Origin of the sequence: Hymenobacter psoromatis (assembly GCF_020012125.1) — a bacterium.
Lineage (GTDB): Bacteria > Bacteroidota > Bacteroidia > Cytophagales > Hymenobacteraceae > Hymenobacter > Hymenobacter psoromatis.
The window spans coordinates 1288377-1305557 of the sequence record NZ_JAIFAG010000001.1 but is presented as its reverse complement, the minus strand read 5'-3'; the positions used below and the strand labels follow the sequence as shown (position 1 = coordinate 1305557).

The 17181-nt window shown below is 59.8% G+C and carries 12 protein-coding genes and 1 pseudogene; 4 read left to right on the top strand and 9 right to left on the bottom strand.

Going from position 1 to position 17181, the window contains the following annotated elements:
• Positions 1-127: 127 nt before the first annotated feature.
• Complete coding sequence (locus LC531_RS05585; RefSeq protein ID WP_223649325.1) at positions 128-1297, bottom strand: NAD(P)/FAD-dependent oxidoreductase; 1170 nt, start codon at positions 1295-1297, stop codon at positions 128-130.
• A gap of 322 nt (positions 1298-1619) precedes the next feature.
• Between LC531_RS05585 and LC531_RS05580 the strand changes: the two genes are divergently transcribed.
• Positions 1620-3461 carry a glycoside hydrolase family 2 protein gene (locus LC531_RS05580; RefSeq protein WP_223649324.1) on the top strand — a complete coding sequence of 614 codons (1842 nt, stop codon included), beginning with the start codon at positions 1620-1622 and terminating at the stop codon, positions 3459-3461.
• A gap of 230 nt (positions 3462-3691) precedes the next feature.
• Here the strand turns inward: LC531_RS05580 and LC531_RS22860 are convergent, their stop codons facing one another.
• The 3 genes and pseudogenes from LC531_RS22860 to LC531_RS05570 form a co-directional block, all read right to left on the bottom strand.
• On the bottom strand, positions 3692-3859 hold the full coding sequence (locus LC531_RS22860; protein ID WP_332874892.1) for a helix-turn-helix domain-containing protein: 168 nt from the start codon (positions 3857-3859) through the stop codon (positions 3692-3694).
• A 15-nt stretch (positions 3860-3874) separates the two neighbouring features.
• Complete coding sequence (locus tag LC531_RS05575; RefSeq protein ID WP_332874846.1) at positions 3875-4609, bottom strand: helix-turn-helix domain-containing protein; 735 nt, start codon at positions 4607-4609, stop codon at positions 3875-3877.
• Positions 4610-4726: 117 nt separating this feature from the next.
• Positions 4727-5488: pseudogene (locus LC531_RS05570) on the bottom strand (SDR family NAD(P)-dependent oxidoreductase).
• Positions 5489-5844: 356 nt separating this feature from the next.
• On the opposite strand from LC531_RS05570, the gene LC531_RS05565 reads away from it, so the two are divergent.
• The 3 genes from LC531_RS05565 to fahA all read left to right on the top strand — a co-directional run bounded on the left by LC531_RS05565 (position 5845) and on the right by fahA (position 8742).
• Positions 5845-6951, top strand: coding sequence for an Mrp/NBP35 family ATP-binding protein (locus LC531_RS05565; RefSeq protein ID WP_223649323.1), 1107 nt, complete (start codon positions 5845-5847; stop codon positions 6949-6951).
• Between the two features lie 102 nt (positions 6952-7053).
• Positions 7054-7281 (top strand): NifU family protein, encoded by a 228-nt coding sequence (locus tag LC531_RS05560; protein ID WP_223649322.1) that lies wholly within the window; start codon positions 7054-7056, stop codon positions 7279-7281.
• A 156-nt stretch (positions 7282-7437) separates the two neighbouring features.
• Complete coding sequence (fahA, locus tag LC531_RS05555) at positions 7438-8742, top strand: fumarylacetoacetase (protein WP_223649321.1); 1305 nt, start codon at positions 7438-7440, stop codon at positions 8740-8742.
• Positions 8743-8759: 17 nt separating this feature from the next.
• Here fahA and LC531_RS05550 read toward each other — a convergent pair whose 3' ends face one another.
• From LC531_RS05550 to LC531_RS05530, 5 genes are all read right to left on the bottom strand, one after another.
• Entirely contained in the window at positions 8760-9872 is a 1113-nt protein-coding gene (locus LC531_RS05550; protein WP_223649320.1) for a phytase, read from the bottom strand.
• 156 nt (positions 9873-10028) lie between these two features.
• Positions 10029-11414, bottom strand: coding sequence for a hypothetical protein (locus LC531_RS05545; protein ID WP_223649319.1), 1386 nt, complete (start codon positions 11412-11414; stop codon positions 10029-10031).
• Positions 11415-11604: 190 nt separating this feature from the next.
• Entirely contained in the window at positions 11605-14358 is a 2754-nt protein-coding gene (locus tag LC531_RS05540) for a TonB-dependent receptor (RefSeq protein WP_223649318.1), read from the bottom strand.
• Positions 14359-14707: 349 nt separating this feature from the next.
• On the bottom strand, positions 14708-16621 hold the full coding sequence (gene acs / locus LC531_RS05535) for an acetate--CoA ligase (RefSeq protein WP_223649317.1): 1914 nt from the start codon (positions 16619-16621) through the stop codon (positions 14708-14710).
• A gap of 159 nt (positions 16622-16780) precedes the next feature.
• Complete coding sequence (locus tag LC531_RS05530; RefSeq protein WP_223649316.1) at positions 16781-17152, bottom strand: response regulator transcription factor; 372 nt, start codon at positions 17150-17152, stop codon at positions 16781-16783.
• Positions 17153-17181 lie beyond the last annotated feature (29 nt).

Sequence of the window (17181 nt, the reverse complement as noted above, 5' to 3'; positions counted from 1 at the left end):
GTTTGCAAGAACGTCAGGAAAATAGAATGCTAGTAGAACCCATTTATCCTTGCCGCGCTGCGCTCGCAAGGATAAATGGGTTCTACGCAATTCCTAATTCTTCCTTCAAATTCTAAATTTAAAGCCCCTACCCCACCAGCCGCTGCGCCCAGCGGCCCAGGCCGGGTAGCCGGGCCAGGCTCACCCCTACATTCATCAGCCAGGGCCGGGTGCCCAGTAGCCGCATGAGGCGGTAGCTACGCGCCAGTTGCGGCCCCAGCTGCTGCTGCAAATCCGCGTCATATCGCGCCATGAACTCAGCGCTAAAATCTTGTTTTTCAAGACAAAGGCTCACCTGCCCGGCCGCCAGAATACCGCTGCGAATGGCCAAATCTATGCCGTGGCCCTGCAAGGGGTCGATGAGCGAGGCAGCGTCGCCGCACAGCAGGAAGCGCGCGCCGCTGGCCGGCCGCTGCCGCCCGCCCCCAATGGGCAGCCCGAAGCCGCGCACCGGCCCCAGCTGCCGCGCCCCGGCAAAGCGGCCAGCCAGCGCGGGGTGGGTAGCAAGATTGTCGAGCAGCAGTTGGCGCAGGTCAATCTTGTGCTGCGAAACCAGCTCTGACAGCATGCCCAGGCCCACGTTGTAGCGGCCCGCGCCCACCGGAAACAGCCACAGGTAACCCGCCAGGTGGCTGCGGCTGAAGAAAAACTCGGTGGTACCGGATTCGCTACCCCCCACGTTTTCAAAGTAGGCGCGCACGCCGGCGCAGTGGTGGGCGCGGGCCAGGCGCGGCTCGGGCAGCAGCCGGCGGCCCACCACCGACTGCGCGCCGTCGCAGCCCACGACCAGGCGGCTGGTAAGTTGGCGGCCGTCAGCCAGCATCAGGCGGGCACAATCGGCGGTGATTTCTACATTTTTGAGGGCCGCGTTTTCCCGAACTTCGGTGGTCGTGTGCTGGCGCACCAGAGCCAGTAATGCCGCGTCGAAGTTGAGGCGGGGGCTGTTGAAGGTGGGCAGCTTCCAGTGCAGGTAGAGACTGCCGCCACCGGGGGCCACCAGGCGGCTGCGCCGCACGTCGTCGCGCGGGTGCAGCTGCCAGAGGGCCTCCATATAAGCTGGGTCGAGCTGGCGTAGGGCCTTAAGGGCGGGGCCGGGGATGGCATCACCGCAGATTTTATCCCTTGGAAAAATCGCTTTGTCGAGCAAAATAACCCGATAGCCGCGGCCGCGCAGGGCCAACGCGCAGGCCGTGCCGGCCGGTCCCGCGCCCACGATGGCCACGTCGTATTCAGGCAAGAAAGTTGCAGGAGGCAGCACGGAGCAAAGGTAGGTTACTGCTGGTTGGGGGGGGTAGGGACTAGGGATTACGCAAAACTGCTCATCATTGCGAACAACGCGAAGCAATCGCACCAGAACGAAATCGTTTGGTTGTCGTGCCGATGCGATTGCTTCGCATTGCTCGCAATGACAAACGGATTTTACGCAGATTCCATACCGCTCGCTTCCAGCTTTTCAAGTCCGCCGAAGCTACATTTGGCCCACCCCAAACTCAACTGTATTCCTTATTACCGCGTATTTTTTTTCCTTCTTATCCTGGCTGGCACCCCCGATACCCCCGGCCGGCCGTTATCCTTATCCAATGGACGATTTCACCCCCGCCAACTACGGCCTTTCGGCAACCCCCGAAGCCGAATTAGCCCAGGAAACTAACAACGAGCTGCCCCGCGCCGTGCTGCGGCCGGGCCATCACTTCTTGCTCGACGGCACCTGGCGCTTCGCCATCGACCTCGACGATATTGGCCTGACCGAAGACTGGGAGCAAGGCTACGACTACCGCCTCAGCGCGCAGTGGCCCGGCTCGATTGAGGAGCACTTGGTGGCCGCCCACGCCGGCGGCCCCACGGCCTGGCAAGACAAGATAGTGGCCTGGTATGAACGCGAATTTACCCTGCCCGAGGTGGCCGAGAATAAGGACCGGACGCTCTTCCAGCTCACGTTCGGGGCCTGTGGCTACGAAACACGGGTCTGGCTCAATGGCCAGCTGCTCACCACCATTGAGGGCGAGGCCGTGCACTACGGCGAGTACACGTCCTTCACCTACGAGCTGCCCGAGGAGCACCTGCGCGCCACTAACCGCCTTACGGTGCGCATTGCCGATACAATGGACGCCGAAACGACCCGCGGCAAGCAGGAATCGCACGTGTACAAGCGCGGCGGCATCTGGTACCAGACGCAATCGGGGGCCGTGCGCTCGGTGTGGCTCGAAACCGTGGAGCGCAACCGCCTGCGCTCGCGGGTGGGGGTAGTAAGCACGATTGAGGACTGTCTGGTGCGCTTCAACCTGACGCTGCGCATCCACGATGCGGGCGACTACCTAGTGCGCCTGCAGGTATTCGGGACCGATGGCGCGGCCGCCACCGCGCCGCTGGCAGTTTCCGATTTTCCCCTACCCCTGGCCGAGGGTCAGCACGAGCAGCGCCTGAGCCTGGAAGTGCCGGGGGCCGAAGTCTGGTGCCCCGAACACCCGCACCGCTACCGCCTAGTGGCCCAATTGATTGACAACACCGGCTATGCGGCCCAGATTGAGGCGCGCTTCGGGCTGCGCAAAATCGAGTCACGCGGCCGCAAGGTGTACCTCAACAACGAGCCGATTTACCTCGACGGCATCCTCTACCAGCCCGGCACGGCCACCTACGCCGAGATGCGCCGCCACATGCATGCCATGAAGGCGCTGGGCTGCAACCTGGTGCGGGTGCACATTGCCGGCATCGACCCGCGCATCTACAACCTGGCCGACGAGCTGGGCCTGCTGCTGTGGGTAGAAGTGCCCAGCCCGCACAGCAGCACGCCCCGCAGCCGCGAAAACCACCGCGCCGAGCTGCTACGCATGCTGAGCCTGATGGAAACCCACCCCAGCATCGTCATCTGGAGCCTCTACAACGAGGACTGGGGTGCCCAGGACATTGCCACTAACCCGGCCACCCGGCGCTACATCGTGCAGATGTACCACTACATGCAACTGTCGCACCCGCAGTTTCTGGTGATTGACAACGACGGCTGGCACCACATCTCCCACCAGGGCCAGTTGAAATCGGACCTGCTCACGGCCCACCTCTACACCCCCGACCTGGGCCGCTGGCGCGAACTGCTCGACCGCCTCATCCACGGCGAAATGCAGGGCACGGCCGCCTTCCCGCTCGTGGTCGGCGACCCCTACTTCTACCGCGGCCAGCGTCCGCTATTGGTGAGCGAATGGGGCGGCTTCGGCTTCTCGGACTATGGCGGCCCGCAGGATGCCGAGGCCCGCACCAACAGCATCCGCGACTTCAAGCGCGAGCTGCGCGCCCGCCCCATCGCGGGCGATGTGTACACCCAAGCCACCAACATTGAGGACGAGCGCAACGGGCTAATTGGCTTCCACTCGGGCGAGTTGGAGGTGCCGGCGGGGCTGCTGCACTCGGAGCCGGGGCAGCCGGGGTAGCGATTGGCAGCAGGGAGTAATAAAAGAAACGCCGTAGTACCTGCTACGGCGTTTCTTTTGTTAGTGAAATTGTGGGCTAATGCTTTGTATGAATATGGAAATCAGGAAACGTCCGCTCAGCCAGTGTTAAAAAGCAAATTAAAAACTCACGAAGAGTGAGACTTCGTTCATCAGTCCGCTATAATACAAAGCTAACAATAGCAGTGGTAATTTTATCCATACGCTATCTGTTAATTGAAAGATTGTCTAAATTCCAGCGGTGAAAGCTTCGTTTTTGCTTTAAATAATCTACTAAAAGACTGCGAATATTCAAAGCCTAACTGGTAGGCAATTTCAGCAACAGTTAATTCGGTGGTAGATAATTTTTCTTTTGCTTTTTCAATAAGTCTATTGTGTATGTGCTGCTGGGCATTTTACCCCGTAAGAGAACGCAGCATATCACTTAAATAGCTTGGCGACATATTCAATTGTTCAGAAAGATATTGGACGGTTAGCAGCCCCGGAACTGATGCGTTTTTATTATTAAAATAAATATTCAGAATTTCTTCCAGTTTTTGTAACAGGTCATTATTCAATACTTTTCGTGTGATAAATTGTCGCTTATAGAAACGATTAGAGTAATTTAATAATAATTCGATTTGCGAAACAACTACGTCTTGGCTAAAATCATCAATTCTACTTAGCAATTCAGTATTCATTATTTTAAAAATTGAAATAATTATTTTCTTTTCACCATCCGATAGATGCAACGCTTCGTTAGCAGAATAAGAAAAGAACCCAAATTGCTTGATTTTCTTTGCTAAAGGATAGCTAATAAAAAAGTCGGGATGAACGAACAAAGTATAGCCCGAATGATTTCCATTATCGGTATCACTTGCTACTAGTTGATTGGGGGAAACAAAAAATAATCCTCCTTCATCAAAATCATAAAAATTTTGACCATATCTAACTGTTCCTTGAAAATCAGGCTTATACGAAATTTTGTAGAAAATAGAAACAAGTGTAGTGGGTAGCTTACTTGTTTCTATTTTATTATCGGTATTATCTATCAAACTTATCATCGGGTGCAAAGGCTTTGGTAAGCCCAGCACCCGATGTAAATGGGATAAGGATTCAAACTTATAAGGAATATTTTCTTCCTTTTTCATTTTTCAATTTGATAGGTATCGTCGTTTGTGAATAGTATAATAATCCGCATGACGACCTGCAATTACTAATTTTACTATTCACGAACAACGCTGTCAACTATTCCTACTGATGCTACCTTACCAAGGGATTATTTTATTTTCCCACATGGTGAACGTACCTGAAGGTGCGTCCGGACCAAGCAACGCAACACGCACCACTTCGCGAGAACCCTCCTCAAGAGGCTCCGTACCCTCGTACCCATTAAGGTTCGTTTTGGTGAAGGCTGGCGAAACCAAGTTGATTTTAATGGCCGTTGACTCTAATTCAACCATCATAGCCAACGTTATCGCGTTGAGCGCCGTTTTGGAGGCAGGGTACACAACACCATAGTAGGCGTGATATGGGTAGGTCGGGTCTGCATTCACGGTCAGCGAACCAACGCCGCTCGACACGTTGACGATTCGGGCATCTGACGAGTGGCGCAGGAGTGGCAACATCGCTTGATAAACAGCAAGCACGCCGAATACGTTGGTTTCCCACACCGCACGCACTTCATCAAGCGATGCGTTGCTCGCTAGGGTTATTTTAGCGTACTCTAGTAAGGACAGGCCAAGCTGTTGCTTTCTCGTATTTGAGATGGCCGCGTTGTTGACCAGCAAGTCGAGGCGACCAAACTCTGCGCGGATGCGCTCTGCCGCTGCTGCAACTGAAGCTCTATCCGTCACGTCGAGTTAAATGGCGATGGCACCCTCCCCTATTTCTTCGGCCGCTGCCTTGCCTCGTTCAAAGTTGCGAGACCCGACTAGCACGGTGAGTCCGTTTGCCACAAGTTCCTTGGCTACTTGAAACCCTACCCCTTGGTTAGCCCCAGTAATGAGAGCAATACGTTCATTCTTCATTTTGGCCATTGCGTTTGCTGTTAAATTAAAGACGCAACAAAGGTCACGGGGCGCGCTTTATCAGAAGTAGCCTAATTGCGGAATTGTGTAACTGAAATGAGGGTGGCAGGTAATGATAAACAGCAACTTTGCCTTCTTATTTAACACGCTAAGACTAAAGAAAGGGTAAATTTCGTTGACCCACTTTCACCCCTACTATAATCTTCGTTAATCGTTTATACAGTAGTTGCGTTAACAAAAATCAGATAGACCGTAGCGTGCAGTTAGCTGACCGGCCACTCCGTCATCTTTCCCGAAACTCCTACCCCCCTGCCTGGGTTATCTTTGCAGCTACGCCCCTGGTGGCGCACTTGCTTATGCCTGAAATCACGATAGATGCCGTCCGCCACGCCCTGAGCTTCGTGGAAGAGCCCGATTTGGGCCAGGACCTGATTACGCTCAACATGGTGGAAGACATTAAAGTAGAGGGCCGCACGGTGTCCTTTACCGTGGTGCTTACTACCCCCGCCTGCCCGCTCCGGCAGCTCATCCACGATGCCTGCGAGCGGGCCGTGCACACGATGGTGGATAAAGATGCGCAGGTAGTTATCACGATGACTTCGCGCGTGACGACCATGCGCAACAATAACACCATCCTGCCCGGCGTGAAGAACATCATCGCCGTGGCCTCGGGCAAAGGGGGGGTAGGAAAAAGCACCGTGGCCGCCAACCTAGCCGTGGCCCTGGCCGCCACCGGTGCCAAGGTGGGCCTGGTCGATGCCGACATTTCGGGGCCGAGCATGCCCACGATGTTCGGGGTGGAAGATGCCCGGCCGCACGTGTTTCAGTCGCCCGAGGGCAAAAACCTCATCCAGCCCATCATCAAGTACGGGGTGAAGCTGATGAGTATCGGCTTCCTGGCACCGAGCGAAAACGCCATTGTGTGGCGCGGGCCGATGGCCTCGTCGGCGCTCAAGCAGTTTATTACGGAGGTGGAATGGGGTGAGCTCGATTATCTGCTGCTCGACCTGCCACCCGGCACGTCCGACATTCACCTCACGCTGGTGCAGACCGTGCCCGTGACCGGTGCCATCATCGTGACCACGCCGCAGGCCGTGGCGCTGATGGACGCCCAGAAGGGCCTCCAGATGTTCCGGCAGCCGCAAATCAACGTGCCGGTGCTGGGCATTATCGAAAACATGGCTTGGTTTACGCCGGCTGAATTACCTGATAACAAGTATTATATTTTCGGCGAAGGCGGCGGGCAGCGCCTGGCCACCAAGCACGACGTGCCGCTGCTGGGCCAGCTGCCGCTGATACAAGCCGTGCGCGAGGCCGGCGACGACGGCCAGCCGGCCGTGATTCAGGACGTAAATTCGCCCCAGGCTGCCATTTTCCGCGACCTGGCCGAGAGCCTGGCCCGGCAGGTGAGCATCCGCAACAACGTGGCCCCCAAGACCTCAGTAGTTACCATGAACCGCTAGCAGCGCGCAGTGCCCTGGTGGCTGCCTAAAGCTGCTGGCGCATGGCACATTCTGCCGCCCAAAGCTGTTCATTGTTCCTTATTACCTGTTAATTGATTGAAGATGGATTCTGTTCTAACCCGCGTGGAAGCTGCCCTTGACTCGCTGCGGCCCTACCTGGCTACCGATGGCGGCAACGTGCGCGTGGCCGAAATCACCGATGCCGGCGTGCTGAAGCTGGAGTGGGAAGGCGCCTGCGGGGCCTGCCCCATGTCGCCGATGACGCGCGCCGGCCTCGAGGACTCGGTGCGCAAGGCCGTGCCCGAAATCACGGCCGTGGAGGCGCGCTAGGCACAACGCGTTACTACCTATTACACAGCACGTCATGCTGAGCAAAGTGAAGCATCTCGCTCGCATCGCCAGGAGTACTAATCCGGCGATGCGAGCGAGATGCTTCACTTTGCTCAGCATGACGTGCTTTAGTTAAGCTGTTCTCACACAACCTGTATGCCTACTTCGCCTGCCAACGACCCTACCCTGCGCTCCTGGATTGACATTCGCCCCGGCGACGATTTTCCGATTCAGAACCTGCCCTTTGGCGTGATGGACGTGCCCGCGTGGGGCCCGCGCCTGGCGGTGGCCATCGGCGGCTATGCCCTCGATTTGTATGCCTGCGCGCAGCTGGGCTATTTTGAGGCCATTGGCAACGACGTACCCGAGCTGGGCGCGGCATTGCCCAAGGTGTTTCGGCGGCGCTCGCTGAATGCGTTTTTGCGGCTGGGGCCGGCCGCGTGGCGGGCCGTGCGCGAGTGCGTGAGTGAGCTGCTGCGCCACGACAACCCCGCCCTGCGCGACAACGAGCTGGCCATGCGCACCTGCCTGCTGCGCCAGCGTGACGTGACCCTCCTGCGCCCGGTGAAGCCCACTAACTACGTCGATTTTTACAGCAGCCTGGAGCACGCTACCAACGTGGGCGCTATGTTCCGGCCCGATAACCCACTGCTGCCCAACTGGCGGCACCTGCCCATTGCCTACCACGGCCGGGCCAATTCCATCGTAGTGAGCGGCACCGACGTGCGCCGGCCCCAGGGCCAGTACCGCCCTGCCGGGCAGGAAACACCGGTTTTCGGCCCCACCCAGCAGCTTGATTTTGAGCTGGAAACGGCTTTTGTCGTGGGCCAGGGCACGCAACAGGGCGGCACGGTGCCCATTGCTGAAGCCGAGAGCCATATTTTCGGCCTCGTGCTGTTTAATGATTGGAGCGCCCGCGACATTCAGAGCTGGGAGTACCAGCCGCTGGGGCCATTTTTGGGCAAGAATTTCGCCAGCAGCGTGTCGCCCTGGGTGGTCACGCTCGATGCGCTGGAGCCCTTTCGGGTGGCCGGCCCCGCGCAGGACCCTACCCCCCTTCCCTACCTGCAAGCCGAGGGCGCGCACCATTTCAATATTGAGTTGGAGGTGCTGGTGCAGCCGGCCGGGGCCACGGCCGCCCCGCTGGTCATCAGCTGCACCAATATGCGGCATTTATACTGGAGCATGGCCCAGCAGCTGGCCCACCACGCCAGCAACGGCTGCCCACTAGAGGCCGGCGACCTCTACGCCTCGGGCACCATCAGCGGCCCTACTCCCGGTTCGCTTGGCTCGCTGCTGGAGCTGACGCGGCGCGGCACCGCGCCGCTGAACCTACCGGACGGCCTGCAGCTGGGTTTCCTGCGCGACGGCGATACGATTATCCTGCGCGGCTTCGCCGAGCGGGAGGGCCTGCGCATCGGGCTGGGCGAAGTCAGCGGGACGGTGGTAGGCAATGGGTAAGTACCTACTGCCCATTCTTACTTACCCATTGCCAACTGCCCCAGCATGTCTTCCCAGCGGTAATACTGAAAGGTTTTGTTATCCGACATGGCCACGAACATACCGTGGGGAAACTGCGCGTTGAGCGGCACGTTGGTCACGTCGGAGCCGTCGCTGAAGTGGGCGGCTACTTTTACCACGCGCAGTTCGGGGTGAGCGTTGGGGTCGGCAGCGGTGCCTTGGCGCGGGAAAAAGCGAAACTGGCTCGCGCCTTGGTCCGATACCAGCAGGTAGCCGGTGCGGGGGCCGGTTTTGTAGATGGAGATGCCCTCGTGGTCCTCGGCGAAGCCGGTGCGGGCAAATAGCGCCAGCTCGGTATCGCCCTGCTTGGGGTCGGCGGCGTACTTGCGCACCCCTACCCCCTCATCGGAGTAGTAGATGAAGCCCAGCTCGTCGTCCACGGCTACGGACTCAATTTCTTTCTTGCCGCTCCAGGTACCAAACTTGCGCACGAGCGTCATGTTGAACTGCCCCTGGCCGTCGTCAGTTAGTTGATACTGCGCCAGGTAGCCTTGTTTGGGGCCGGTTTTACGGCTCACCACCGCGAACGTCGCGTGGTCGGTGGGGCGGGTGTAGATGGCGATGCCCATCGGCAGGCGCTCGCCGGCCGCGTCGCCCTCGAATACGGCCAGGTTGCCGTGGTCGAGGGGCATCATATCGGGCAGGCGAAAGGCGCGCAACAGGCCCGTTTCGCGCTCCGTAACGAGGGCAAAATCGGTAGGCCGCCCGCCCAGCGGGAAGCCGTAGCCGATGTCCACGTTGTTGGGTCGCTTCAGGCCGTGCACGGTTTTACCCGGCACCTCTTTGCCTTGTAAATCAAACACGTAGAGCCCGCCATCCGAGTCTTTATCGGTGCCAACAACCAGGCTTTGGGCGGGGTTGGCGCGGTTCACCCAGATGGCGGGGTCGTCGGTGTCGTAGCGCACGGGGCTGGTTGTCACTACCGGCTGCACCACGCCCGGACCGGTATTAGTGCCGGCGGCTGTCGTCTCCACGGCCTGGGCCGCGGGCGTGCACTGGGTACTTGACAGGACCGTGGCGGCAAGCAGGGCTACTAAGGCCGAAAAGCGAAAGACAGGTATTAAGGGCATGGGAAACTATTGAAGCGTTTTCTACCGAAAAATTCATACAAAAAGCTTGTCATGGCGAGTCGGCGAAGCAATCGTACCAAAACGACAATCAAGCATCATCATTTGGGTGCGCTTGCTTCGCTTTGCTCGCCATGACAGATTTCAATCCCTACCCCCCTACTGCTGGTTACCGGTGCCATCGGCCTGGTAGGCCCCGGCATCGGAGCCGGGCGCGGTGATGGTGGGCGTAAAAAGGCCACCCACCGCGAGACTGCTCACGGCGCTGAAGGGCGGGAACGTGGTGAAGCCTTTGCCAAGGGCGGGCGAGGTGCCCATGAGCTTCAACCCGCCGCTGCCTTTCAGGAAGTTGGTCCACTGGATGGTGGTGGTGGGGGCGGCCGTGGTGCCGGCGGGCACGGCCACGTCGGCGGCTACGAAGCGGGGGTCGTTGGCGGCGGCCGCGCCGCGGGTGTCGTGGGGCTGGTTGGCGGTGACCGAGCCAGCGGTAGCGGCGTTGAACTCGGCCACCTGGTAGCTGGTGCCGCCGTAGTAGTACTGGTTGTCGTACTTGATTTTGCTCAGGTCGGGCTGGTCGTCAGAGCGCATGCGCAGGCCGAACCGGCAGTTGACAATCAGGTTATTATACACCAGCCCGGCCGCCTGCACCTCGTAGTTGATGGAGCCGCCGCGGCCGGCCTTGGTCTGGCGGTAGCCGCAGTTGAGGTAGGTATTGTTGTAGGTATTTACGTTGGCCTGCACGGGCGCGGCGGCGGCCGAGGCCACTTTCGAGCCATTGGTAGCGGCCCCCACGAAGGTGTTGTAGGCCACGTCGCCGAGGCTGCCGGATTTTATATTGATACTTTCGCCGCCGGCCTTACCGGTTTTCTCAAAGCGGTTGCGCATGACGCTGAGCCGGCAGCTTTGCAGCCGAATACCGTCGTCCACGGTGCCGTGCAGGTAGGAATCCTCCATTACGAACTGCGCATTGGCTTTTTGAGCCAGCATCGAGACGCCGTATTTGGCGTCGCCGGCTGAATAGCCGGTGGGCGCGTTGGCCCCGTAAGGCCCGCCCACGTAGCCGATTTCGGTCCAGCGCAGCACCAGCAGGTCGGCCCCGTCGGCGTTGATGCCGCCCCAGTAGCCCTTAAAGGCGGGGTCGGTAGCGGCACTCACCACGGCCGTGGGGTCGCCCTTCAGCTCGTCGCGGATGGTCATGACCACCGGCGCGGCTTTGGTACCCAGGCTCAGGAGCACGCCATTGACTACGAAGCCGGGATTATTGGTGGCCTGCCCAAAGGTGGCCGTTGATTTGGGCTTACCGATGACCAGGATTTTCACCCCGGCCTGAATTAGTAGCGTATCGCCCTCATTCACTACCACATCCGCAATCATGTAGTACGGGTTCGTGCGGCCCGCGATGGTGCCCTTGATGGGACTGCGCAGCGTGTCGCCGGTGAAGCTCTGGCCCACCGTGCTCACGGGCGCGGCCACGTAGATGAGCTGCTTGCACGAGGAAAGCAACCCTACCCCCAGGGCAAGCGCCAGGGCAATGGAGGGGAGCAAGAAGCGCTTGAATTGCATTATATTCGTTTAAGGACTTGTGCAGCAATAAGCTGGTAATAAAAGCCCGTCATGCAGAGCGCAGCGAAGCAGCTCGCGTGGGGTAGTAACTCAATCGTTCAATGACTGCGAGCGAGCTGCTTTCCTTCGGTCTGCATGACGTTCTGCTTACTGTCGCCCAGCATAACAGAACCTACAACCGGAAGCGCAGGCCCGCCAGGTAGTAGGCCCGGTAGGTTTGGTTGACGACGCTCACGCGGTCGGCGCGGTCCTGAAAGGGGTAGCTGGCCACGGCGGGGGCACCGGGCAGGGCCGGCGCGCCGGGGGCCCGAATATCCACCTGGTAGGGCGTATTGAGCAGGTTCTGCACCTTCACGTAGGCCGTGAGCTGGAAGCGCTTATCAGACTTGTTGAGGCGCTTTTCGGCCGAAAAGTCGAGCTGCGACTGCGCCCGCTGCCAGTAATCGAGGCCCAGGAACTGGCCCACCTGGATGATGCGCGCCCCGGTGTAGACGTAGGCGAGCTGCACCTCAATGCCCGTGTGCGGGTCGTTGTAGAGCAGTGAGGCGTTGGCGACGTGCTTCGACTGGCCTTGCAGGGGGCGCTTCTGGGCCACGAGTACGCGGGGGTCTTCGGCGGTAGCGCTGCGGCCCTTGTTGGTGGTGATGCTGGACGAGGTGAAGGTATAGTTGGTGGACAAGCCGAACGGCCCGAAGAACTTCACCCCGACCCACTCGAAGCCGAAGTTGGTGGCCGCGCCCGTGCTCGGGTTGATGGGCTGGTACACCGTCACGGTGGTGTTGGGCAGCGTGACGAGGCCGTACTCAATCGGGTTTTTGATGTTTTTATAGAACGCGCCCACCATCACCTGGTCGCGGCCGGCCCCGAAAAACTCGTAGCGCAAGTCGAGGTTCCGGGCCTGGGTGTGCAGCAGGTAGGGGTTGCCGGCCTCGGCGTAGATGTTGCTCTCGCTCACGCTACCCGAGTTGTTGTGGGGCGTCAGCTCAAAAAAGCTGGGCCGGCTGATGCTGGAAAAGTACGAGGCCCGCAGGTTCTGGCGGCCGTCGAGGGCGTAGCGCAGGTGCAGGCTGGGCAGCACGTCGAGGTACTTCTGGCCGCCGCGGTTGGCCGCTTCGGTGAGGGGTAGACTCGTGATATACTGCTGGTTGGTATACTCGGTGCGCACGCCGCCCAGCACCTCCCAGGGGCCGCGCACCAGCCGTGCCTGGCCGTAGGTGGCGGTCACTTTCTCGGTGGCCGTGTAGTTGTTATTCCCCACGTAAATACCCAGCGGGTTGAACACCGTGTAGGGCTCCGAGTTGATATTACCCTCATCCGTAGCGGGTTGGCCCGAGGGGCGCAGCTGGTAAGCGAGGTAGTGGTTAGCGCGGTCCTTATCGCGGTAGAGGCCGCCGGCGCTCACTTCCAGGCCCTCGGCCAGCAGGTACTTCAGGTTGAGGTAGGCGGCTTTGTCCTGGTCGGTATTATCGAGCCAAGTGTGGGTCGCGTTCTGGTAATAATCACCCGAGGCGGTGAGCTTGATGTCCTGCTCGCTCACGTCGGGCACGTTGTTAGTAGCCCGCGAATACACCAAGGACCAGCTGGCCGAGAGGCGGCTCGTGAGCTGGTGCTCGCCCTGCAAGGTGGTGTTGGCGATGCCCTGGCGCTGGTAGCGGGCGCGCAGCAGGCGGTCCACGTCGGGGCGGGCGGTGCCCTTGTAGGTAGTATCAGTTTCGGCGCGGGCCTGGGCTTCTTCCAGCTGCAAATACACGCCGTAGAAGCGCAGCGTATTGCGCGAATCGAGGCGGTAGTCGAGTTTGGCATTGAGGCCCAGGCGCTGCTGCTGGGTCGAATATTCCTGCACGTGCAGCGTGCGCAGGGCCGGGTCGTTATTCTGAGTGATACCCGTTTCGTAGAAGTAGCCGTTCGAGCCGCGGGTCTGGGCCTGGTACGAGCCGGCCACCAGCACGCCCAGGCGCTGCTCCTTACCGTAGCGACTACCAAAAGTCAGGTTACCCAGCAGGTTGGGAGCCGGACTTTTGTGCGTGAAGCTGGGCCAGGGAAAGTCGCTAATCGGAGCCTGGTAATCGGGGCCATTGCGTGCGCCCGGCGACTTTTTATTGATAGCACCCCGGTCGAAACCCAGGAACGAGCGGTCCGCAAACAGCTGGCCGTAGCCCGTGCCGAGCTGGCCGCTGAGGGTGCGCTCGGCGGGCGCGTCCTTCATCACCATATTCACTACCCCGCCAATGGCGTCGCCTTCCATGTTGGGCGTCAGGGCTTTAGTCACTTCGAGGCGCTGCAGCAGGTCGGCCGGGAAGATGTCGAGCGGCACGTAGCGATTGTAGGGGTCGGGGCTGGGTATTTTGATGCCGTTGACCAGCGTGTAGTTGTAGCGCTTGTCCATGCCCCGCACCAGGGCGTAGCGGCCGTCGCCGTTGGTGCTGCGCTCCAGCGTCACGCCCGACACCCGCTGCAGCACGTTGGCCACCTGGATATCGGGCGATACCTGGATGGCCTGGGCCGACACCACGTTGACGATGCTGGGCGCCACCTGCTCAATGCGCTGGGCCGATACCTCGCCCTCGGGGTCGCGGCGGCCCTGCACGGTTACTTCGTCGAGGGCGTTGTTTTTGTCGCTCAGCCGCAGGTTCAGCACCTGGTCGGGCTGGGTGGCGGTAAGACTAACGTGCTGGTTTTTTGCCTCGTAGCTAATGTACTGGCTCACCAGCTCGTACTCGCCGGTGGGCACGTTGCGCAGCACAAACGTGCCGTCGAGCTGCACCTGCCCGTTGTAGCTGGTGCCTTGCAAAAACACCACCGCGCCCACCAGCGGCTCACCCGTGCGGGCATCAGTCACGCGGCCCTTAATGGTGCCCGCCCAGCTCGCCAGCGGCAAAACCAGCGCGCAAACCAGTAGTCGTAGGGGTAAAAAGGGGCCACTCATTTAACGCGGGGTAAGGGACAGCAATTTTGCTGGTGCAAAGGTCCCCTACCCCCCTCCGGCCGCCAAGCCGAGCGTATTACCAAACTGTTGCGCCTAGCTGAAAAGACGAACTTAATCTTTCTTGATTATCATTTTTTTACTAAAATTTTCCATTTAAGGGCGTTTTTATAGAATTTTGACGAGTCGTTTACCATTTCATTACTCAGCATTTTGATTAGTAACGCAGGGATAATATGCGGGCGCTAAAACGGCCCGCGAAGAAGTATTCGCGGGCCGTCCAGAGCAGAGAACTTTCTATATCAACTTCACCACCCCCCGGCTAGCCAGGGGGTAAGCCACGCAATACTTCTCACTTCCTACCCCCCAAAATCTCGTCTACCACCTGCGGGTCGAGCAGCGTGGTCACATCACCGAGGTTAGTAGTTTCGCCCTCGGCCACCTTGCGCAATATCCGGCGCATGATTTTACCGGAGCGGGTTTTGGGCAAGCCGCTCACCAGCTGAATCTTATCGGGCTTGGCGATGCGGCCGATGGCGGCTACCACGGCCTCGATAATGCTGGCTTCGGCCTTCTGCGTTTCCAGGTCGGTGGTGGGCAAGCCATGGCGGCAGATGACGTAGGCGTAGATGCCCTGGCCCTTCACGTCGTGGGGGTAGCCCACCACGGCGCTTTCCACCACGTAGTCGCTCTGGTTGATGGCGTTCTCAATTTCGGCGGTACCGAAGCGGTGGCCGCTCACGTTTATCACGTCATCCACGCGGCCCACGATGCGATAGAGGCCCTGCGCATCGCGGCGCGCCCCGTCGCCGGTGAAGTAATAGCCGGGGTAGGGCTGGAAGTACGTCTGGCGGGCGCGCTCGTGGTCGCCCCAGGTAGTGCGAATCACGCCCGGCCAGCTCGCTTTTATGGCCAGGTAGCCTTCCTGGTTGTTGCCCTCGATTTCGGTGCCGTCCTGATTCAACAGCACGGGCTGCACGCCGGGCAGGGGTAAGCCAGCGCGGGCGGGCACGCTGAGCGTGATGCCGGCCAGGGCCGAAATCATGATGCCGCCGGTTTCGGTCTGCCACCAGGTGTCCACGATGGGGCAGCGGCCCTTACCCACGTGCTGGTCGTACCAGTACCAGGCTTCTTCATTTATCGGCTCGCCCACCGAGCCCAGCACCCGCAGGCTGTGGAGCGAATAGGCCAGCACGTGGTCCACGGAATGGGCCATAAGCGAGCGAATGGCCGTGGGCGCGGTGTAGAAAACCGAGACGTGGTGCTTGTCAATCACCTCCCAAAACCGGCCAGGGGAGGGGTAGGTGGGCACGCCCTCAAACAAGAGCGTGGTGCCGCCGGCCAGCAGCGGGCCGTACAGACCGTAGGTGTGGCCCGTGACCCAGCCAATGTCGGCGGTGCACCAGAACACGTCGTTTTCCTCAATTTGGAACACGTTGCGGAAGGTGTAGTCGGCCCACACCATGTAGCCGGCCTGGGTGTGCACCACGCCCTTGGGCTTGCCGGTGCTGCCGCTGGTGTAGAGGATGAACAGCGGGTCTTCGGCCGCCATCACTTCGGCGGGGCAGTCCTTGTCCACGTCCGCCACTTCTTCGTGGTACCACGCATCCCTACCCCCCTGCATCTCGACGGGCCAGCCGGTGTGCTCCACCACGATGACGCGCCGCACGCTGGGGCAAGTTTCGAGGGCCTCGTCCACCACGCTTTTCACCGGAATCTGCTTGGCCCCGCGGTTCAGGCCATCGGCCGTGAGGATGCAGGTAGCCTGCGCGTCGTTCACGCGGTCGGCAATGGCCGAGGCCGAGAAGCCCGCGAATATGACCCCGTGCACCGCCCCGATGCGGGCGCAGGCCAGCACGGCTACGGCTAGCTCGGGTATCATGGGCATGTAGAGCACCACGCGGTCGCCCTTGCCCACCCCGTTCTTTTTCAATACGTTGGCAAACTGGCACACCCGCGCGTGCAGCTCGCGGTAGGTGAGGCGCAGGTGGCGCACCTTGGGGTCATTGGGCTCGTAAATGATGGCCAGCTTGTTGGCGCGCTGCTCCAGGTGGCGGTCCAGGCAGTTCTCGGTCAGGTTGAGGGTAGCGCCCGCGTACCAGGTGCTGGTGCCGGCCGGCGAAAACTCGCCGCCGCGCACGGTATCCCACTTCCGATGCCAGGTAAACGGCTCGGCCACGGCGGCCCAGAAGGCATCGGGGTCTTCTACGCTGTGCTGATAATCAGCGTGGTACTCTTCCAGGGTGCGGGTGCGAATGGCGGACATTGTTGGGAGAAATTAATTGTGTAAAAAGAAGAGTTGGGGTGCAGTTGTCATTGCGAGCCTGCGAAGCAATCGCATCAGAACGATAAATGAACGACTAGCGTGGATATCGTGCGGGTGCGATTGCTTCGCAGGCTCGCAATGACAGACGATTTTACTCACTTACCGCCCTAGTAGCTCACGCACTTTTTGCATGAGTTGGCGGGTGCTGAAAGGCTTGGGCATGTAGAGGTCGGCCCCGGCGTCGTAGCCTTTTTGTACGTCGGCGGGCTGGCTTTTGGCCGAGAGAAAGATGACTTTGGTGGCGGCGCGGTCGGGGCGCTGGCGCAGCTGGCGGCACACCTGGTAGCCATCCACGTCGGGCATCATCACGTCGAGCAGCACCAGGTCATAGGCCGTGCGGTCGAGGGCTGCGAGGGCCTCGGTGCCATTGCGCGCAATGCCTACCTGATAGCCGTTCTTACGCATCAGAAACTCCAATGACATGACGATAGTGGGCTCATCATCAACTAATAAGACGTGCGGAGTTTTCATATTTTTCACAAGTTCCTGGTCCCTGGCTC